The sequence below is a fragment of the Kothea flammea genome, assembly GCF_052161645.1.
Taxonomy (GTDB): Bacteria; Planctomycetota; Planctomycetia; order Pirellulales; family Pirellulaceae; genus Laterigemmans.
Genome location: NZ_CP197414.1, coordinates 2,926,261 through 2,945,088, shown reverse-complemented (window position 1 = coordinate 2,945,088; position 18,828 = coordinate 2,926,261). Strand labels below are relative to the sequence as shown.

The 18,828-nt window shown below is 53.9% G+C and carries 18 protein-coding genes; 10 read left to right on the top strand and 8 right to left on the bottom strand.

The features are described 5' to 3' along the window. Window positions 1-21: 21 nt before the first annotated feature. From SH139x_RS11230 to SH139x_RS11220, 3 genes are all read right to left on the bottom strand, one after another. A complete protein-coding gene (locus SH139x_RS11230; protein WP_488355315.1) occupies window positions 22-1,134 on the bottom strand; it encodes a hypothetical protein in 1,113 nt (370 codons plus the stop codon). A 199-nt stretch (window positions 1,135-1,333) separates the two neighbouring features. Beyond that, on the bottom strand, window positions 1,334-1,738 hold the full coding sequence (locus SH139x_RS11225; protein ID WP_488355314.1) for a transcriptional regulator: 405 nt from the start codon (window positions 1,736-1,738) through the stop codon (window positions 1,334-1,336). Continuing rightward, window positions 1,719-2,339 (bottom strand): hypothetical protein, encoded by a 621-nt coding sequence (locus tag SH139x_RS11220; RefSeq protein ID WP_488355313.1) that lies wholly within the window; start codon window positions 2,337-2,339, stop codon window positions 1,719-1,721. The genes SH139x_RS11225 and SH139x_RS11220 overlap by 20 nt, the downstream gene beginning before the upstream one ends. Before the next feature lie 292 nt (window positions 2,340-2,631). On the opposite strand from SH139x_RS11220, the gene SH139x_RS11215 reads away from it, so the two are divergent. The 9 genes from SH139x_RS11215 to SH139x_RS11175 all read left to right on the top strand — a co-directional run bounded on the left by SH139x_RS11215 (window position 2,632) and on the right by SH139x_RS11175 (window position 12,259). Continuing rightward, window positions 2,632-3,438 (top strand): radical SAM protein, encoded by an 807-nt coding sequence (locus tag SH139x_RS11215; protein WP_488355312.1) that lies wholly within the window; start codon window positions 2,632-2,634, stop codon window positions 3,436-3,438. After that, window positions 3,435-3,854: a hypothetical protein gene (locus SH139x_RS11210; protein ID WP_488355311.1), complete on the top strand. Its 420-nt coding sequence runs from the start codon at window positions 3,435-3,437 to the stop codon at window positions 3,852-3,854. The genes SH139x_RS11215 and SH139x_RS11210 overlap by 4 nt, the downstream gene beginning before the upstream one ends. A 212-nt stretch (window positions 3,855-4,066) precedes the next feature. After that, a complete protein-coding gene (locus SH139x_RS11205; protein WP_488355310.1) occupies window positions 4,067-4,360 on the top strand; it encodes a hypothetical protein in 294 nt (97 codons plus the stop codon). A gap of 361 nt (window positions 4,361-4,721) precedes the next feature. Continuing rightward, window positions 4,722-5,579: a protein NO VEIN domain-containing protein gene (locus tag SH139x_RS11200; RefSeq protein ID WP_488355309.1), complete on the top strand. Its 858-nt coding sequence runs from the start codon at window positions 4,722-4,724 to the stop codon at window positions 5,577-5,579. A 175-nt stretch (window positions 5,580-5,754) separates the two neighbouring features. Continuing rightward, window positions 5,755-7,503 carry a hypothetical protein gene (locus tag SH139x_RS11195; RefSeq protein ID WP_488355308.1) on the top strand — a complete coding sequence of 583 codons (1,749 nt, stop codon included), beginning with the start codon at window positions 5,755-5,757 and terminating at the stop codon, window positions 7,501-7,503. Next, complete coding sequence (locus SH139x_RS11190) at window positions 7,503-9,152, top strand: DUF1156 domain-containing protein (protein ID WP_488355307.1); 1,650 nt, start codon at window positions 7,503-7,505, stop codon at window positions 9,150-9,152. The genes SH139x_RS11195 and SH139x_RS11190 overlap by 1 nt, the downstream gene beginning before the upstream one ends. 45 nt (window positions 9,153-9,197) lie before the next feature. Further along, on the top strand, window positions 9,198-9,434 hold the full coding sequence (locus tag SH139x_RS11185) for a DUF433 domain-containing protein (RefSeq protein WP_488355306.1): 237 nt from the start codon (window positions 9,198-9,200) through the stop codon (window positions 9,432-9,434). Further along, window positions 9,435-11,195, top strand: a complete 1,761-nt coding sequence (locus SH139x_RS11180) for a DUF5615 family PIN-like protein (RefSeq protein ID WP_488355305.1) — start codon at window positions 9,435-9,437, stop codon at window positions 11,193-11,195. Window positions 11,196-11,284: 89 nt separating this feature from the next. Then, complete coding sequence (locus tag SH139x_RS11175) at window positions 11,285-12,259, top strand: hypothetical protein (protein WP_488355304.1); 975 nt, start codon at window positions 11,285-11,287, stop codon at window positions 12,257-12,259. 422 nt (window positions 12,260-12,681) lie between these two features. Here the strand turns inward: SH139x_RS11175 and SH139x_RS11170 are convergent, their stop codons facing one another. From SH139x_RS11170 to SH139x_RS11150, 5 genes are all read right to left on the bottom strand, one after another. Further along, on the bottom strand, window positions 12,682-13,548 hold the full coding sequence (locus SH139x_RS11170; protein ID WP_488355303.1) for a cysteine hydrolase family protein: 867 nt from the start codon (window positions 13,546-13,548) through the stop codon (window positions 12,682-12,684). A 54-nt stretch (window positions 13,549-13,602) separates the two neighbouring features. Further along, window positions 13,603-14,415, bottom strand: a complete 813-nt coding sequence (locus SH139x_RS11165) for a peroxiredoxin-like family protein (RefSeq protein WP_488355302.1) — start codon at window positions 14,413-14,415, stop codon at window positions 13,603-13,605. Further along, a complete protein-coding gene (locus SH139x_RS11160) occupies window positions 14,399-15,526 on the bottom strand; it encodes an oxidoreductase (protein WP_488355301.1) in 1,128 nt (375 codons plus the stop codon). Before SH139x_RS11160 ends, SH139x_RS11165 begins: the two co-directional genes overlap by 17 nt. Window positions 15,527-15,586: 60 nt before the next feature. Continuing rightward, the gene (locus tag SH139x_RS11155) at window positions 15,587-16,060 is read right to left on the bottom strand and encodes a nuclear transport factor 2 family protein (protein WP_488355300.1); all 474 of its coding nucleotides are present in this window, start codon (window positions 16,058-16,060) and stop codon (window positions 15,587-15,589) included. Between the two features lie 217 nt (window positions 16,061-16,277). Continuing rightward, window positions 16,278-16,829, bottom strand: a complete 552-nt coding sequence (locus tag SH139x_RS11150; RefSeq protein ID WP_488355299.1) for a carboxymuconolactone decarboxylase family protein — start codon at window positions 16,827-16,829, stop codon at window positions 16,278-16,280. A gap of 242 nt (window positions 16,830-17,071) precedes the next feature. Here SH139x_RS11150 and SH139x_RS11145 point away from each other — a divergent pair, with 242 nt between their 5' ends. Then, window positions 17,072-18,715 carry a sigma-54-dependent Fis family transcriptional regulator gene (locus SH139x_RS11145; RefSeq protein WP_488355298.1) on the top strand — a complete coding sequence of 548 codons (1,644 nt, stop codon included), beginning with the start codon at window positions 17,072-17,074 and terminating at the stop codon, window positions 18,713-18,715. The last annotated feature ends 113 nt before the right edge of the window (window positions 18,716-18,828 follow it).

Genomic DNA, 18,828 nt, shown 5'->3' with positions numbered 1-18,828 from the left:
GCCAATCAACAAAGTCATCCACTACCAGTAGCCGCGGTCATGATAGACGCTCCCAGCTTCCGAATCGAAATAGTAGGTTGTCATGGCGCCATTGGGTTCTGAGGGACTGTAGAAGATAATGGCATTTTCGAGCGGTTCCCATCCGAGTGACTCGAAGCGACGAACCATGTTTTCCCGCTTGGCTGGCCCTCCTTCACCTGACATCGAGTCGCGCTGGTGGGCAGAGTTGTCTCCCTGTTCCTTCCAAAGTTTGTCCATAAATTCCTCAAAGTCCTTTTTCGCCACCTTGTAGCGGGCAAAGTGACCGGCAGTTTCGCTGAATAGCGAGATCTCGGTCGCTTGCTGTGGCAACCAAGGCTTAATCCGGAGATCCGCAATTTCATCCACGCTTTGAAATTTGTGTTTTCCCGTAAGGAACCGAGGTTCTTCAGGTGCCTCGGCCGTTCGGTCGGTGCCCTTAGCCGTAACGACATGCCCACCTGGTAAATGTTTGCTGTTCTGGATCGTTACTTTCCCGTCGGCGGCTACAACCAACTCAAATGACTGTTTCAGTTTTGAAGACTCCGTCTCGACAGCCTGTATTGGCAAACCCCGGGGAGTGCCACCCTGGATCCAAGTAAGTGTTCTGGTTTCGGAATCCCAGCTTCCTTGAAAGAACGCAGGGGCAACTCCTGGTCGGGGCTTATCTGGATCGAGGTTTTCAACTGGTCCGATTCTTGTTAGCGACAAATTGAATCCGTCTTTGCGGGGCTCTGCCATAATGATATCCAACAATGCGCGCTCGGTCCCGTCCTGCGGCCATCTCCAAACCAGCCGCCACATCGGCAACATGAAGCCTTGAGCACCTCCGGTGATCGTAAGGCTACCATCCAGGGATGCCGAAACCTCGCCATCCATGCTTTCTCCAACGAAAGTCCAAGAGCCACGAGCTTTGTTGAGCCCTTCGAATAGAGGCATGTCATTAGTCGGATAGTCTTTGGGAAGATTGAGTCCCAAATCCTGCCACGTGGTTCCAGCTTCTTGCGGTGGTGCTTGAGCGGCCACGTGCCCCGATGGGAAAAAATGAGCAACCGTACACATCACGATCGCAATGATCTTGGGAAACACATCGTTCTTCCTCAGCTTTTTTTTCATTTTCAATGTCCTTGAAGTTATAAAGTGTGAAAGACGCCTGCCAATGCCAACGGCGTCTTACGTACAAGTAAAAACAAAGCAAAAAGTACGGCACCGAGCACTTTTGCGGCGTGTTGACTACTGCGGCTCGCGTGATCTACATGATGGCTTCTCCCCAGACTCTCGGCTTTGCATTGCAAAGTGTGTTCATAAATAAAAACTACGTCAGCGATACGCCACCGATCGCCGTTCTCTGTTGCTCACTTGACGCTTGTTGGCTTTCGTGAGCGTCGGAAACAATGCGTTCCAGTACCTGCAAGTACTCCGAGAATCTCGCTTGTCCGATCTTCGTGAGGCGATACATGGTTTGCGGACGGGAGCCGCTTTGCCCTTTCCAAACCTCAACCAATCCAGCATCACTCAAGACTCCCAAATGACGGCTCAAATTACCGTCGGTCAATGAGCACAATTGTTTGAGATCGTTAAACAAGAGCCCCTTTGCGTTCGCGGCGAGAGACGCGAGGATTCCCAACCGAGCTTTCTCGTGCAGGACGCGGTCGAGACCCTCATAAGAATACCTGCCGTTGGGCTTTGTCGATTCCACATTATTGGATTGACGTGTCATGTTGACGCTCCAAGGTCCAGTAGAGGATCGCGGCAGCCAGTAGATGACCTCCGCCAAAACTAATACCCATCTGCCATGGCGCGAACGCTTGCTCGTTATGCCCGTGAATCAGGCAATAACTACCACAAAGCAGATAATACAAACCGACCCAGACAACTTGTGGGGGAAGCAACTTGCAAGAACTGAAGATGCCCATCGCGAAGAAGAACGCCCATAGGCCCGGCAATATCCACAGTGCTTCATCTGCACCGAGGTAGAGGCAAAGGGTCACAAGAGCACCGACCAAAATGCACGGCGCGAACTGCTCAACCGCAAGGCGGGCCAATTCACGAGATACACCTGGCCCTGCCAGGCAGACTCGCCTGACCAATTGAACGGCAGGCAACGCAATTCCAACCGCAGCAATAGCGGTCCAGAATAAGAGATAGCGATCAAGGTGCAGGGCCGGCTCGGAAACAAAGGTTGTCTGCAGGCAAGCCGCGACAATGCCAAGGACACCAGTCATCGCCACCGGAATCGACCGATAGCCGCGAAAGATCTCACTTCTCGCCATCTGCTGACGAATCTCAGAAATTTGCGAAAGTGCTTCGCGCAGGTCCATCGATAACATCCTTTCTTGACCACAAAAGGCAACTTTACGATGCAAAGTTAATTGCTCCGCACGTTCGTGTCAAGAATGACTCGAACCCATGCTATGGATTGAAGCAATTCTTCAATCCCAACGCGCATCCCGACGGACGAATCTACTGCAGCCAATTCGTCCACGGAGCCCTCACGTCAGCCGGAATCCGACTTCCCGCAAGATCATGGCACACCCCCGACCGTCTTCTTCACGGATCGCCGATTCACCGATGAGTTCGCCTAGCAATCCTGATCCAAACGGCAACCGATCGATGATCGAACTACCCGCGCTGGAATACCACTTGGCCCACGGCTGCAATCTCTCGTGCCAGCAATGCAGCCACTATTCGAATCATCATCTCGCCGGCGCGATGCCAACCGTCGAGCAAGCTGACGCCGACTATTCGCTCTGGTCCCATCGCCTGCGGCCCACACGTTTCGCCCTCCTCGGTGGCGAACCATTGCTGAACCCGGACGTCATCCAGCATCTATTACTCGCGCGACAACACTGGCCCGACAGCAACCTGATGCTTGTCACCAACGGCTTCTTCCTGCATCGCTTCCCCAGCCTGCCCGAAGTCCTAATCGAAACTAATTGCCAACTCGAGGTAAGCCAGCACGGAACGCACGACGAATACGTCAAGCGATTCCGCGAAGTGAAGCAGCTCGTTTGGCAATGGCGAGAACAACACCCCGGCATCCAAATCCAGATCCGCCAATCGCACCGAGGTTGGATGCGGCAATACAAAGTCGTCGACGGCAAACCCATGCCGTTCGATTCCAAACCCAACGCCGCCTACCGAGTCTGTCTGCAAAAGACATGCACGCAGCTCGATCGCGGCATGCTGTGGAAATGCCCCGCCTTGGCCTACTTCGCACAGCTCGAATCGAAGCTCAAGCTCCACGACTTGCCCCAGTGGCAACTCTTCCGCGACTACCAAGCCTGCCCGCCGGCCGCCAGCGACGACGAAGTCCGCCAGTTCTTGCAAACCAAATCCATCCCGCAGTGCGGTCTTTGTCCCTCACGCCGCACCAAGTTCGTTCACCCCAACCCGCTGCAACGGAGTGCCCTACGATGAAACCGCACGATCCTTACCGCCCCGAGCTGCCGCCGCCACCATTCGTCCCGCCATTCGATCCACCCGGCAGCCAAACGCCCTACATTCCCGAAGGCAGTTCCACCGACGACGACAGCGACGAATCAACCATCGCCAGTTCCAGCGACGACCTCGGCCCGCGCCCCGACTGGTGGCCCGAGGATTGGCCCTGGCCGCCCGAACCCGAAGAGCCCGTCGTGCTGGAAGCCTACCCACCGATCCACGTCTGGCCCCGTCTACCGCCCGACCACCCCTACCACGTCCCGCCCGGCTACGAAGCCCCGCACCATCTCCCACCCGGCCATCCCGGCGAATACTACCCCAATATGCCGCCCTATCCTGTAGTGCATCCAGTCCAACCCGACGAAGAATCGTCCAATGACGGAGGGTCAACCTAAGTCTCGATAGACCAGTCAATCGACTGATCAGGCTCCATAACGAAACCCATCCACCCAAGCCGGCTTCACCGCCGGCTTTTTTCGTTTTTGGACACAACCAACATCCAGCTTGCTGAAACCAACGCGTCGCGATAGGTTCGGACCAAGGCGAGGCAAGCTCACCAATCCACGATCAAAAACCAACACAACGAAATCATGGGGCGAACAAACCGATGTCCGAACCACTATTAAAGATCCCAAACCATCACGCCGCGACCTGCGGCGACCCACCGATCGTCAACGGCGAAGAGTCGCACGTCTACATCGGCTACTTCGAGAACGAGCACGGCGAGCAATGGATCTTCACCCGCGACCGCAAAACCGGCCTCGCCACCCTCCGAGGCGACGACATCGGCTGGAACACCGCCATTGATGTCACCAACGGCCCATCAACCGAATGGGTGTTGAACCAATCAGAATTCGCATGGCTGAAAGCATGCTTGGTGGTCAGTGGTGGCACTGATTAGCAGTGCAAGTGGCCTAAAGATCAAGTGGCCTAAAGATAAAGTTTTGCTTGGTAAGCAATCATCTAACCTTAGGAAACTTTAGGCATCTGCCAAGGCGAATGAAATCAATGGTTCGACGGCCTTCCAGGTCTCGGCAAAAAGGTCGACGGCTTCAGGTGATTGAACGATTGGGCAAGCATAGGGGAATCGAGCTTCGACGCCACACTGAATGTTCGATCGTTTGCGAATCAACACGTTGTAAATCGACTCGATCCATTCTGGCTGGTACTTTACCGGTGATTTATTGTCCCGAATACACGTCCGTAGGTCAGCTTCGAGACGGCCGTCGATTTGGGGCGTTGAAACCTTGTTGTCGGGCGAAATGAAAATTCACGAGCCCACCGTGCTGCTCGATGTTGCAGCAGCCCCGGCAGGTGCGTCAGGACCTTCAGAGTCTATCTCGCTACCAAGCCGCCAGTCCGTCGAGCAGCACCTTTATCAAAATGGATTGCAGCCCTGGATCGCTTCAATTGCCGTCGAGCAAACCCAAGAAATCGCTCGAATACGAAGGCACGTAGAAATCAGCCTCAACGCACTGATCAACCGTGCTCAATTGCAGCAGGCGGAATACCTAAGCCGAAAAATCGAAGGTGAAACGGTAACCGGGCTTGATGGATTGATCGCTCAATCCGAACAGCACCTCGACGATCTAACCAACCGACTCGAGAACCGCCAGCGAGAACTTGAGCTCGAACGGCACACATCAATTTCCGACATCACACACCTCGGACGCGCTTGGGTCGCGCCGCACCCAGATCGCACCAATCCGCAATTCGCCCCGATGGTTCGCGACGACGAGATCGAACGCATCGCAATCGAAGAAGTGATTCGTTTCGAAGAAGCCCGTGGGTGCGTTGTCGAAAGCGTTGAATCCGAGAACCGAGGTTTCGACCTAATTTCCAAGAAACCAAATCCCAATGATCCGAAGACATTCAGTGAAGTTCGCTTTATCGAAGTTAAAGGCCGAGCTGGCGTCGGAATTGTTGCGCTAAGCGAGAATGAATACCGCACTGCCGAACGCCTTCGCGAGGATTATTGGCTGTATGCGGTATTCAACTGCGCTTCATCACCTGAATTGAACGCAATCCAAGACCCGGCGCGTCTCGGATGGGAACCGGTTAGTTCCGTTGAACATTACCGCTTAAGCCCCGCCACGATCCGGGGAGAGGCAAGCCCATGACGCGTACACGCAAAAAGAAAGCCACCTCTTTGCAGAAGTGGCTCTCCGGTAGAACTAGGGGTGTTTGGCGCGGGGAACCGAAGTTTCTACCCGGATGCCCTTAACCCCTTAAATGTATCGCTCTAAGAAGTATCGGCCACACTCTCGCCAAAGTCAAGTCTGAACCAGAACTCAAATGCAAGTCATCGATGAAAAGCTGCTAAACGAGGCAAAACTCGCAGATTGCGAGCGGTTTTTCGTCGAAGTTTGGTACAGCTTGACTCATTTTCGCTCACTTGACTCATTCCGTGTCCGTTGTCTCAATTCTCGAACCGTCATCGGCGAAACACTCCGAGAACTGCGCATCGGACGAATCAAGGACGACGATCTGGGCAACTTGCTTTCCGAAGTTGAGGCAACTCTTGATCGTGATCCAGTTGTCAGCACCAATTTTCAACCACAAAAGGCCAGCTTGAGCAAGCACTTTGCGATTAAGGCTGGCAAGCACAACAAGCAGGAATTGCAGTTCGACATCGAGGACGCGAACCAAATCTTCAAGAAGCACTACTTCACCTCGCTTTGCGAGCAATTGCCCCTGTCCATTAGAGCGAACGACTCAGAAGCGACGTACTGGTTAGCCAGCGCGATCGCATCCGATCTTGTGGATCGAGGCTGGACTCTCGAAACACTCTTTACTTGGCATCGTAATTTTCTCATTCAGAAAGATCGCGGGTTTGATTCCAACTTGACGTTTATGCTCAGGCAATTTCGTCGCCAACGCCAATCGTTTCAAGTTGTTCTTCGTGTTTCAGGTTCTTCACGGACGCGTGAGCTTGCTGGCGAGGGCACTTTCCTCGTCTCGCACGAATGCCCGCTTGAGGCCGAAAAAAACGAAGAGCTGGCGATTTGTACGGCAAATGCGAATGTCACCTTTGCGAGCTATGAAGTCAAAGCGATTCATTTTGCCGATGCAGCAACGAAAGCCCGGACATCGTTTGAGCAATTGCTTGACCTCCTGCGTTTCGAGTACGAGCGCAAGCTTGTCGCCATTGATGAAGACTGTCTTGTACATCGTCTTGACGACAAGAAAAGGCAGATCGTCAAACTCGAAGATCGCGTTCCGAATCCGGTTGAGTCCTTGCAAGAGGGTGATTTCGCTTCGTTCGTCAAGCAATTCAATGCGGTTATCAATAACGATCGCATCGAATCTACGTCACGTCGCTTGATCCAAGCTGCTACTCGACAGTACCGCTTCGGATGTGATAGCGCCTCGTACAAAGACAAGTTCGTAAACTGGTGGATGGGACTCGAGGCGTTGTCTCATGCTCATGGAGACATTGGAAAGACCGTGGCGAGGCATTCGAGCAATTGCATGCTTCATGGCTACCCTTTTCGTCTTTGCCGGGACCTCTTGACGACAATCAAATATTGCCGGATTGAGTGGCCTGCACACTTCGCCCAAGCAACGGGCTGCGATAGGCTTCGGCATCTTTCGGTAAGCGGCCTGCTAACACTACTTCAAGATCAAGCGAAAGCGGCGGAGGTTCAAGATTCCCTTTCGACGCACCCGAACGCACAGCGATTCTCAAGACTATTGTCGGAGTGGTTGCAGGATCCAAAAAAGCTCTACCAACAACTGGAATCCCATCATCTGCGTCTTCAATGGCATCTTGCGCGACTATACCGCATTCGATGCTGCATCGTCCACGGTTCACCCGTGAAGTTTCAATTACCCCTATTCACCGCGAACCTTGAGTACTACTTGAAACAAATGATTTTGTTTGCGCTCAATTCGCTTAACAACCATGACCAAGTCAACAAGCTCGATGATGTCTATCGCCGAGTTGAGCTATCCAACCGCCGCAATTTGGAGCGACTCAAAGACAAGAGTGCCGACGCTTCAACCATCCGCGAAGTAATCTTCGCATCATTAGTGGTAAAGTAATGACAAAGCGAACGACCGCACACCAGGAACTGGAGCCTGAATTGCCAAAGAAAACGACGCGTGTGAAGGAAGCATGGGAATCGTACGTGGGCAGTGATCCAAACTCACTCAAATACCCAAAACGGTTGATCGAGGTCGATTTGCCGATCGCACGGATTTCGGCGCATGCGAGGCGGGAGAAGTCGATTCGGCATGGGCATATTTCGACACTACATATCTGGTGGGCAAGGCGTCCATTGGCTGCCTGCCGCGCTGTGATCTGCGCGTCGCTTTGGCCTGATCCGGCTGATCCTCTCTGTCCTCAGGCGTTTCGTGACGCGGCGGTGAAGCACATCAAAGCGTTCGCCGCCCGCGCTGCGTCTGGCTCGCTCCCCGATGGCGAACGTCCCAAACTTACCGAAGAGCGGGCTCAGCTTGAGCGCGGCCTGTCAGCGGAAAGTCAATCACGCTGGGAAGCGATCGCCAAAGGCACGCTCACGCTCGATTCCAATGAACCCAACGATATGGGTATGTTGCGATTTTGCTTACTTGACTTTATCGCTGACTTTGCTGATTGGGAGAACTGTAAGCTTGATGCGTATCTCGAATGCGCTCAGGGAATTACACACGGCTCTCATATCGGACTTGGGACGCTTCCAAACAACAGACCGCTTGTGGTCGACCCTTTCGCGGGAGGCGCAAGCATACCCGTCGAGTCTCTTCGAGTAGGAGCTCTCGCCTATGCCAGCGACATTAACCCAATACCAGTTTTGTTAAATAAAGTACTTCTCCAATATTCGCCTCAATACGGAGATGAACTTCGCAAAGGTGTGGAGAAATTTGGTAACCAGGTATATCAGGAAGCGAAAAATCTAATAGGTGACTATTACCCTTTGGATGATGATGGAGGGAAGCCCATCGCATATCTGTGGTCACGAGTGATCAAGTGCGAGGGCCCAAGTTGCGGTGTTGAGGTTCCGATGTTGCGATCTTTGTGGCTATCGAAAAACAAGAATCGGCCCGCAGCATTGCAGCTGAGGTTTGACACGACGGAGCGATTAGTCCGTTTCGTGATAATCGTCAAACACAAGGGGCAGTGGGTCGAACTGGATAATAAGAATCGCATTTACAACTCGCCAAACTTCGATGGGACGGTTCGGCGTGGATCCGTAACTTGTCCGGCTTGTGGCTATACAACACCGGTGTCGTCGGTCCGAGAACAGCTTAGAGGCAGGGATGGTGGGGCTGCTGATGCTCGTCTCGCGGCAGTAGTTCGGTCGTTCAAAGGAAAACAAGGTAGGTTCTTTCGAATTGCGACTCAACGCGATGAACAAGACATGAAACGTGTTGCCACCAAGTTAAACAGTCTTGCAAAGATTGGGATTGGTGGTCACTCGCTAATTCCAGATGAGCCTCTCCCACTAATGAGTGGAGTCTTTAACGCACCAATTTATGGTCACAATACGTGGGGATCGCTTTTCGCACCTCGCCAATCGCTGGCAATGGCCAGAGGCGAGCTGCTGAAGCGGTTTCTTGTTGACGACGGCGTCGGAAAAGAAGCTCGCTTCTGGAAACTGGCCGACAATCTCAACAAGCTCTACCCCACCGGCACCGAAGAACGTCGCTGGATCGAAGGCGTATTGTCGCGCAAACGTGGGCTGGGGCTTTGAATGGGCGGATGGATGAACTTCGAGTACTGAGGAGATAATTGGACGATGAAATGGCAAGAACGAATTAGCGTCGATCCGCAAGTTTGTCACGGTAAGGCTTGTATCGCTGGTACTCGGGTGATGGTATCGGTCGTGCTGGACAATCTGGCCAGTGGGCTGTCGCGGGACGAAATCTTGGCTAGTTACCCGGCATTACGTAGTGAAGATATCGATGCATCCATTGCCTATGCAGCGGAACTGACACGAGAGCGGGTGATTCCGCTTTTGCCGGGGGCTGTGTAGATGCGGTTCAAGGTCGATGAGAATTTACCGTGCGAAGTTGCCAGCGTGCTGCGCAGCGCCGGTCACGATGCGATGACCATCGGTGACCAGCGGATGTCGGGCGAACCGGATCCGCGTGTCGCCGCAGTTTGCCGTGATGAAGATCGCGCAGTCTTGACCCTTGATCTGGATTTCTCGGACATCCGTACTTATCCACCGAGCGACTATCCCGGAATCATCGTTCTTCGACCGCCAACACAGTCCAAGGGGGATGTGCTTGCTTTGATTGGCCAACTGCTGCCCCTGTTGGATGTCGAGCGATTGAGCGGGAATCTGTGGATTCTGCAACGGGGCGGATTATCGCCGAACTTGAATCAGGTTCTGGTTACACGTCGAGGCGGTGTAACGCCGCCGGCCAAGGATGAACGCATTCGCGAGCGAACGAAGGAAGTGTTTGGAAAGAACTCGTCTCCCGATACGAAAATGATCGAGCGAGAGTATTTTCCGGATAAGACGGCGGCCGTCCGAGAAGTGCCAAAACTTACATTAGTGGTTCTCGGTATCGACCAGCCCGCGGGCGATCGCAAGACGCTGAAGATGATCGAGAGCATCATACGCGACTGTGGTTCAAAAGGCCGAACAATGAAGTCGGCCCTGATCTTTGCTGCTCCCGATCCGTCGGAAAATCTCAGCGACAAAGCGACCGAAGTGTTGGCATGGGAAGACGTCAACGACGACGAAGAAACCAAGAAGCGGATTGACGAAAGCCAGAAGGAGGTTTTGAAACGCAGCTTAAAGAGTGCACGCGAGCAGTTAGACGAGGCGGTTTTTCGCGCTTACCGACACATTTATTTGTTGGGCAAAGACAACACGTTGATGCACATCGACTTGGGCAATATTACGTCAAGTTCCGCCGGCTGTTTGGTTGAGGCGTACCTGACGCGACTTGGCACTGACGAAGGTAAGGACATCGTGTCGAAGTCCATCGCCGCCCGCAAGTTGCCGACTTATTGGCCATCGTCAAAAGTCGAATGGTCGACGAAAGCGGTTCGCGACGCATTTTACTCGTCACCGTTGTTGCCTCGGTTGATCAGCCCCGACGCGATCAGGCGTGCGATCGCTGATGGTATTGCGGCTGGAATCATTGACTATGCGGTAAAAAACGCGGACGGTAGGCTCGAATTGCGTAAGCCGAACGCAACCCTGCTCGACACCGACATCGAGATATCCGACGACGTCTTCATCCTGAAGGAAGAGGACGCCAAGAAACTGCGTGAGCCTCCGGTCCTGACCGAGCTGCGGATGAATCGCACGTCTGTGAATCTGAAACCGGGTGATCAAGCGACTTTCAAATGCGAAGGATTCGATCAATACGAATCGTCGATCGAAACTGGTGACATCGAATGGTCGGCTCAAGGCGGGACGATTGACTCCGCCGGCCTTTTTACTGCGGGTGAGAACACAGGCGAGTTTGAAGTAACGGCGAAAGCAGGCGATGTAGAAGCGACCGCTGACGTCCACATCAAAAAGGAGGTCGCGGGACCGACTCCACCTCCGCCGCCTCCCGGAAAGAAGACGGTGCGATGGTCAGGAACTGTGCCTCCCCAGAAATGGATGAACTTTTACACAAAAATCCTTAGCAAGATGGCAGCGAACCCGGACTTAGTCTTGAAGGTCACCTTCGAGCTCCCCGCCGAGAAAGAGCAAGCCGACCAAACCGCCGACGACGCCAAAACCGGCTTGATGGAACTCGGGCTCGATGATGACGTCGAGGTGAAATGATTGTGTAGGTCGCGGTGAGATATTTGCCGAACAAAAATCGGTGCCAAACAAACGCTCTTAAAATAACACTCTCGGATCCCGGTGAGTCAATGAATCCAACCAATTCGTTCGCCCAATTGCTAATTCGCGCGAGACAGTACCTTGTCGCAATCGGCTGGGTGATCGCCCTGCTTGAGACAGTTCTCGCTTTGGTTGCTGGCGGATTAATTGGTGCAGCATTGTCGGGTGGGGCTGCCTTGCCAGCTGTTGTCAGCTGTCTTGTGTATTTAGTTTTTTTCTCACTAAAACTGTACGGGCAATCGCTGTTTCCCGCATCGCTTTTTGGTGAGTTGGAGGCGCAACAGAAGCTCGAGCGTACACAATCTGATCTGAATCGTCAGAATCAAATGTTTGGCTACGTAAATCAATCAATAATCTCACTGAATAAGCAAACGTGCAGCGTATCTATCGCCAACGAACCGCGTGTTTGCAACGAGTCTGTCGCCGATGGATTGAAAGATCTTCTCGCCCCAATTATTGAACATCCTCAATATGTCCTAAACTGCCAATCTAACAAGTTCACCGTTGCCGTGCGTGTTGAACACTATGTCGAAGAAGATGGCGACATCGGTTTCTCGAAAAGGATTTATGTTTTTAGAGATGACCTTGGCTTGAAATCGCAGCTGGATGTAGATGCTGACGGCAACGACGCAATTGACGATATTGACGCAACCGGAATTCGGCTGAAGCTACGTAACGCTTTACAAGCATCCTTCAATGACAATGCATTTCATAGCGAAGCGATATTGGCAGAAGAAATGTCTATTTCGCTGGCTGTTAGTCCAATTCCGCTCGTGTGTGCAGTTGAGGATGCTTCTGGCGTGCTGATGGTTGCGACCGATGCAGATCTCAAATGCCCCTGTGACTTGCCAGATGTCTTACGGATATATGGTCGATTGACAGCCAACTGGTTGTCAAAGCACGATGAGTGCCTAGGAAGAAAATTTGGGTACTACGACGTTGAAACGCATGGTGATATTGTCGAGCCTGATTCGTTAGACGATCATGGCCAGGCTCCAGAGTAGCGAAATTCACTCTCACAAGTTTCAGGACGAACCTGTGCCGTTAGGTTTTGGGACGAAGCCTGCAATTAATTATTTAACATCTTTGATCGATGCTGTTCACCGATCTCATCGGTGCTGTAGCGGATGATGACGCAATCGACGCCGAAGTGATGTCCCTCCTGGGACCCCAGCGGCGGGCTCGACCTTTTTAGCCACTCTTCGGGTCGAATCAAAACGGGTTCGATCTTGCTGGGTCTTGGCATTATTTCTACCTCGGTTTGGTGAACAACTCATTGAAAGGTTCGTTTACGAACTTCGAAATTCCGTCTGTTATTTTAGTACTTGAGAATGGCTCAAAGCAGCAATGCAATGCACCGCTGCTTTGACGTATTTTTTCAGCTTCAAGTAAGCGATTAATACAGATGCGACTCTGTTTCGCCGGTTTATTGGCCTGCTTTCTTGCCGAACGCTACTTGGATCGCGGCTACTGCTTGGTCGGTCGTCACGACCGCGTTGGCGATGTAGTGGAAATTCGCCACCGCCACTTTATGGGCATCTCCGGCAGGCGTTTTCGCCCCCGCGGTCGCATCTTCGACCACGGTCACTTCAAACCCCTGCTCGATCAATTCTCGCATGTGCGACTCGGTGCAGAGGTTTGCCGACATGCCTCCAAGGATGATCTTGTCGATACCGTGTTTGCGAAGTTGCAACACGAGATCGTTTGACTCCGGACCGTAGACTTTATGCGGGCTGGTGACGACCACGTTGCCTTTCGAAATGTAGGGCTTGTATTGCTCGAGCCAATCGGCACCGGAACCGCTCAGGCCCGCCGTGTCGAGTGATCCGGGGCGGTCGAACATTTTGATGTCGTGCATCAGGTGTTCGAGCGCGCCTTCAAACTTCCAATCATGGTCATGCGGGAAGTAGTAGTGAGGCGAAATGAAAACGGGCACGTTGTAGTCTGCGGCTACCCGGAACAAGGCTTCCAAGTGTTCAACGGTTCCGTTCTCGGTCACGCTTTCGCCCACCACGCCCCACGCTACCCCTTTGGGACTCAGAAAGTCGTTTTGTGGATCGGTGATCACGATCGCGGTGTTTGTCGGATCGACAACCATGCCCGGCTTTGGTAGCCCAAGGTCCAGGGAGGTCGCCAACTTTGTCACGTCGTCGTTATGTCGGGAGGCCACCTTCGTACGATCTGCGGATGGCTCCTGAGCGGTGATTCCAGCGGTCGAGACATACGAACCAGCGGCGGCAACCGCTACGATGATGCTGGCCACGAGCAACAATTTTTGGTTTATTGTAAACATCGTTTCGCTCTTCTTGTTGGTGGTTGTTGTGTCAATTTGTTGAGTATCTAAGTTTCAAGCGTTCTGTTTCACGAGCGACTGAAGTGCTTCTAAGACATGCGACGGCTCCGCACGCGAGGTGTAGTCCGCGTCCACGAAGGCACTGGCGATCGTTCCATCAGTGTCGACAACGAAGGTTGCTGCCAGCGGCAGGTCGAATTGCCCTTCGCCGTTGTGTTGTTCAACATGGATACCGAGGCCCTGATAGATAGGGCGAAGTGTTTCCGGTAACGTGAAGACGAGTCCGAGTTTGCTTGCGTAGTCCGCGTTGACATCGGTGAGAACGTCAAACTCCAACTCGTTCTTCTCGGAGGTCGACAGAGATGCGTCAGGGAGTTCAGGCGTGATGGCGACCAAGGTTGCTCCCGCCGCTTTGATCTGGGGAAGAACCGCCTGGTAGGCCCGCAATTCCAGGTTGCAGTACGGACACCATCCACCCCGGTAAAACGTCACGACGACAGGCCCACTTTCTCTTAGGGCAGCGAGGCTTCTCTTTTCGCCGAGATGATTGGGAAGAACGAAATCGGCTAATTCATCGCCGGTCTTAGGGGCAGACTCGACGATCCGGGACTTGCGCAGTTTCTGCGTTTCGTCCCGCATGACGGCAATCGATTCCTTTGGCAACGCAGCGGTGATTTTTGAGTTGAGTTGGGATAGCTCTTCTTGAAGCGACATTGGATTCTCCTTGTAGCGGGTAGGAAATAGTTTTCGTAAAGTTGAAACCGGCAATTCGGCTTTGACTGAGTTCCTCGGATCGGCCAGATCTTCGCCGCTCGTCGATAGCCAAAAGCCGGACATTTCAAACGAGAAGTCAGCCATGCGCGCCATGTGCGAGTTTCCGAGCGAACCACGCGTCGGTGTTATGGATCGATGCACTTGGCGAAATCATCTCATTCTCGAATGCGACGACCTGTTCACCATTGGCAATCCTTCGAGGCCAATCGGGTGTCGCCAGTGCGGCGCGTCCGATCGCAATCAAGTCGGCATGTTCGCCTAGGATCACGTCATCAGCGAGATCCGGATCATGCAGCCCACCGTTGGCGATCACTGGCAGTCCGGTAATCCTGCGAGCTATCGCAGAAAGCGGCTCCCGCTTGTCAGAACTCGACTCGCAGAAACCGCGGCCTTCGCCGGCCACATGGATATAGCTCGCTCCAGCCTCAGCGAGTGCTGCGAAAATCGTCTCGGCTTCGGACTTTCCACCCCAGCGGTAGTTGAAGTCGTTGACTTTAGCCTCCGAAACGCGGACTCCAACCACGAAGTCAGCGGGGGATGCATCGCGTACCGCGGCAACGATCTCTGCCGGATACCGGATTCGCGCCGACACCGACCCGCCGTACTCGTCATCCCGGCGATTCGTGTATTCGGTAATGAACTGATCAAGCAGATAACCGTTGGCAGCGTGGACTTCAACTCCGTGGAATCCGGCGCGTCGCGCGCGTCTTGCCGCCGATACAAAGCCGTTGCGAACTTCAGCCAGGTCGGTTGTCGCCATGGCCGAAGGCAACCGATACGGACCGCTGCCTCCGTAGACGGGCATCATTTCGCCGAGCGGTGGAACGGCAGACGGTGCGATGATGCGGCCTGGTTCCTGCTTTTGCGACAACGCGCCCGCGTGCATCAGTTGCATGATGGCCAAGCTCCCGTGATCGGAGATCGCAGTGGCGATCGGCACCCAGGAGTTGGCTTCGCGCCGATCCGTGATCCCAGGCTGGCGGTCGTAGCCTTGGCTGGCATCCTTGTCCGTGTAGGTCCCCTCCGTGATGACGATCGCAAAGCCACCGCGAGCAAAATCACGGTAGTAATCCTTCATGCGATCGGTTGCGAGCCCATCGCCGTGGGCACTCACGCGGGTCATCGGAGCGACCGCCAGCCGGTTGCATAACCAGCGCCCGAACATCTCGACAGGGGAAAGAATTGGCCTCGATAGACTCGACATTTTGAACTCCAATTAATTTTGAACCTTAATCAACAAAGTGCGTCAGCTAGCTCGTCGTGCCTACTTGACGTATTCTTCCAAGCCAGGGGTGCCTGCGGGGCGAGGTCCCAGCGGCCAATAGAACTTGCGTTCGGAATCTTCGATCGCATTGTCGTTAATGCTGGCCTCACGGCGTCGCATCAGTCCGTCGTCATCGAACTCCCAGTTCTCGTTTCCATAGGCACGAAACCAGCTGCCGTCGGCATCGCGGTACTCATACTGGAAACGAACGGCAATGCGATTCTCGGTGAAAGCCCACAGCGATTTGGCTAGCCGATAGTCGAGTTCACGTTGCCACTTCCGCGTAAGGAACTGCACGATCTGATCGCGTCCGCGAACGAACTGGTCACGATTGCGCCATTCGGAGTCGATCGAATAGGCTTGCGCAACACGGCTCGGATCTCGCGAATTCCAAGCGTCCTCGGCCGCGCGAACTTTGGCCATTGCCGACTCATGATTGAAAGGTGGTGCGAGTGATAATGTGGTAGTCATCATTGATCTTAGGGTTCATGGTTTCTTGAATGATTGGATGAAGGTCGCTAAGCATCGCGTGATCAATTAGTGCTAGTTTTTGGTAGTGGACGAGGTAACGAGTCCTGCGGTTCTGGACTCGTCACCTCGTCCACTACGTCAGTAATTGTTCACGCGATGCTGACGTCGGATGGGCCACCGCCGGGAATAACTCCGCGACGGTGGCATCCGCCCATGACGATCAAGCGACTTTGCAGGCCAAGCATTCCGCTTGAGGAAAGTCGATCTCGGGATCGGCGACGTGATTGAAGTAGTTGGTGAAAATGTTCAAGGCGACATTCGCCACCACTTCAGTAATGTCACCATCGCTGAAGCCTTGGTCACGCAACGCTTGCAAGTCTTCGCCGCTGACGTGGCCACGCTCGCCCACCAACTTGTGTGTGAAGCGAATCAGCGAATCGCTCTTGGCGTCGACTGTCGAACCTTGTCGTGCATCGCGGATCTGGTCGGGGCTGAGGCCCGCCATCTTTCCGAGTGCCGAATGGGCTGCCAAGCAATAGTCGCACTGGTTCGCTTCACCGACCGCCAAGGCAATTAGCTCGCGCTGTTGGTTCGAAAGTGAGCCGCTGGCGAGGCCGCCACTGAACTGCAGGTAAGCACCCAACGCGGCGGGCGAATTGCCGATTGCCCGCATCATGTTGGGGACCATGCCGAGCTTGCCTTGAATGGCAGTGAACAGTTCAGCGGATTTGCCCGTGGCACTTTCGGGCGAGACTTGATGAATTCGAGACATGACTTGGTTCTCCAGTCACAGGGTTTAAGAAACAGAAAATAGGAACGCTCCAACTGCGTTTGAGTTGGAACGAGCGAACCACATTTTCATTTTCTGTGCCAAACCGATACAGATAGTCGCAAGTGCTTGCTATTGAACGACTTGCGGTCTTTATTTCGATCGATTGCGTCGCAACGACTTTTCGTTGATAATCAATATTTCGTGCTCGTTCCACGAAATGTCGTTGCACAAGAGATCGCTTAATGAGCCTGCAGAAACACGCAATCTTCGGTGACCCGACCGAGATTTTGCTGGCGATTTCCGGCAAGCATCACTTGCCCGAACTGCTGCCCTTGGCGGTTCGATTGTTGGCTCCCGACGAGCAGGTTGCGTTGGTCAGGATTTGGCTCGTGCGACCGCCGGAGGAAGGCGATTGCTTGAGCTGCCCGATGGCCGGTGAATGCCATCATCGGGAGCGGTGTTTGCATCTTGTCGCCAGTTACGGCCATGCGCGCCATGGAGAAGATCGACATTGGGAACGAACGGCCGGTGACTTCCGTCGCATGCCGATGGCGGTTCGCAAGATTGGTCACATCGCGGCAGCGGGCGAGACGGTCCAGATCGATGACGTCACGGCCAACTCGCCTTGGATCGCCCGGCCTGATTGGGTGCGAGACGAAGCGATCCGATCGTTCTTTGGATTACCGCTGCGGTATCGCGATGAAACGCTTGGAGTCTTGGCGTTGTTTTCCCGTGAGCCGATGGATGCGTCCTGCCGCGAATGGTTGCGCATGATCACCGATCATTTGGCCGCCGCGATCGCAAATGCACGAGCGGTCGATGAGATCGAGTTGCTCAAAGCGAGGCTGGAACAAGAGAACGAGTACCTGCGTGAAGAGCTCGAGGTCGCATCGTTTGGTGAACTCGTTGGCAACAGTCCGGCACTGCAGATGATCAGTCAGCAGATCGACTTGGTGGCTCCGACGAATTCCTCGGTTTTGATTCTTGGCGAAAGTGGAACGGGCAAAGAGCTGATCGCTCGAGAGCTTCATCGCCGCAGCAACCGATCCGATCGTCCGCTGATCAAGGTGAACTGTGCGGCGGTGCCTCGCGAGTTGTACGAGAGCGAATTCTTCGGCCACTCCAAAGGATCGTTCACTGGAGCGTTGCGGGATCGAGCCGGTCGTTTCGAGCTGGCCGATGGCGGCACGTTGTTTCTCGACGAGATTGGAGAGATTCCGCTCGATCTGCAGGCAAAGCTGTTGCGAGTCTTGCAGGAAGGTGAACTGGAGCGGATCGGCGAAGAGCAAACGCGTCGGTTGGATGTGCGAATCATCGCCGCGACGAATCGCAATCTTCGCCAAGAGTCCGCCGAGGGACGGTTCCGACAGGATTTGTATTATCGACTCAGTGTGTTTCCGATCGAGCTCGCACCACTGCGCGAGCGGCTCCAAGATATTCCGCTTTTGGCAGAGCACTTCTTGAAGCGATTCGCTCGCCAATTGGGCCGCAAAACGTTGAAACTCACTTTAGCGAACGTCCAACAATTGCAGCGATACCATTGGCCAGGCAACGTCCGCGAGTTGCAGCATGTGTTGGAGCGGGCGGTCATCATTTCCACAGACGGCAAGTTGCGGTTCGATTTACCCGAGGACACGCGACCGCAAAACAGGAACAAATCTCAACACCCAAGTCTTCCCCCGTCCGCTCAGTCTAAACCCGATCAGGCTTTGCCCGATCAAGTCATGACAGATCAAGAAGTGCGAAGCTTGGAAGCCGATAACATTCGTCGCGCGTTGGCGGTATCGGGCGGCAAGGTTTACGGTCGCGGGGGAGCGGCGGAGTTGTTGGGCCTGAAGCCGACAACGCTACTATCAAGGATTCGAGCGTTCGGAATACGAAACTGAAAATCCGTGACGACCGAAAAGCCTCTACTTCATAACCCGAACACCGCTCGCATTCCCAGGTCCGAAGCCCCGACGAAGGCTGGCTTATTTGATTCCAGAGTACCCTCTCGAAA

Excerpts from the sequence above, each read along its gene's own strand:
- SH139x_RS11200 (WP_488355309.1), top strand. The coding sequence starts at position 4,722 with ATGAAAATTCACGAGCCCACCGTGCTGCTCGATGTTGCAGCAGCCCCG.
- SH139x_RS11205 (WP_488355310.1), top strand. The coding sequence starts at position 4,067 with ATGTCCGAACCACTATTAAAGATCCCAAACCATCACGCCGCGACCTGC.
- SH139x_RS11210 (WP_488355311.1), top strand. The coding sequence starts at position 3,435 with ATGAAACCGCACGATCCTTACCGCCCCGAGCTGCCGCCGCCACCATTC.
- SH139x_RS11175 (WP_488355304.1), top strand. The coding sequence starts at position 11,285 with ATGAATCCAACCAATTCGTTCGCCCAATTGCTAATTCGCGCGAGACAG.
- SH139x_RS11165 (WP_488355302.1), bottom strand. The coding sequence starts at position 14,415 with ATGGCGCGCATGGCTGACTTCTCGTTTGAAATGTCCGGCTTTTGGCTA.
- SH139x_RS11225 (WP_488355314.1), bottom strand. The coding sequence starts at position 1,738 with ATGACACGTCAATCCAATAATGTGGAATCGACAAAGCCCAACGGCAGG.
- SH139x_RS11215 (WP_488355312.1), top strand. The coding sequence starts at position 2,632 with ATGATCGAACTACCCGCGCTGGAATACCACTTGGCCCACGGCTGCAAT.
- SH139x_RS11220 (WP_488355313.1), bottom strand. The coding sequence starts at position 2,339 with ATGGACCTGCGCGAAGCACTTTCGCAAATTTCTGAGATTCGTCAGCAG.
- SH139x_RS11190 (WP_488355307.1), top strand. The coding sequence starts at position 7,503 with ATGACAAAGCGAACGACCGCACACCAGGAACTGGAGCCTGAATTGCCA.
- SH139x_RS11170 (WP_488355303.1), bottom strand. The coding sequence starts at position 13,548 with ATGTTTACAATAAACCAAAAATTGTTGCTCGTGGCCAGCATCATCGTA.
- SH139x_RS11180 (WP_488355305.1), top strand. The coding sequence starts at position 9,435 with ATGCGGTTCAAGGTCGATGAGAATTTACCGTGCGAAGTTGCCAGCGTG.
- SH139x_RS11150 (WP_488355299.1), bottom strand. The coding sequence starts at position 16,829 with ATGTCTCGAATTCATCAAGTCTCGCCCGAAAGTGCCACGGGCAAATCC.
- SH139x_RS11160 (WP_488355301.1), bottom strand. The coding sequence starts at position 15,526 with ATGTCGAGTCTATCGAGGCCAATTCTTTCCCCTGTCGAGATGTTCGGG.
- SH139x_RS11155 (WP_488355300.1), bottom strand. The coding sequence starts at position 16,060 with ATGATGACTACCACATTATCACTCGCACCACCTTTCAATCATGAGTCG.
- SH139x_RS11145 (WP_488355298.1), top strand. The coding sequence starts at position 17,072 with ATGAGCCTGCAGAAACACGCAATCTTCGGTGACCCGACCGAGATTTTG.
- SH139x_RS11185 (WP_488355306.1), top strand. The coding sequence starts at position 9,198 with ATGAAATGGCAAGAACGAATTAGCGTCGATCCGCAAGTTTGTCACGGT.
- SH139x_RS11230 (WP_488355315.1), bottom strand. The coding sequence starts at position 1,134 with ATGAAAAAAAAGCTGAGGAAGAACGATGTGTTTCCCAAGATCATTGCG.
- SH139x_RS11195 (WP_488355308.1), top strand. The coding sequence starts at position 5,755 with ATGCAAGTCATCGATGAAAAGCTGCTAAACGAGGCAAAACTCGCAGAT.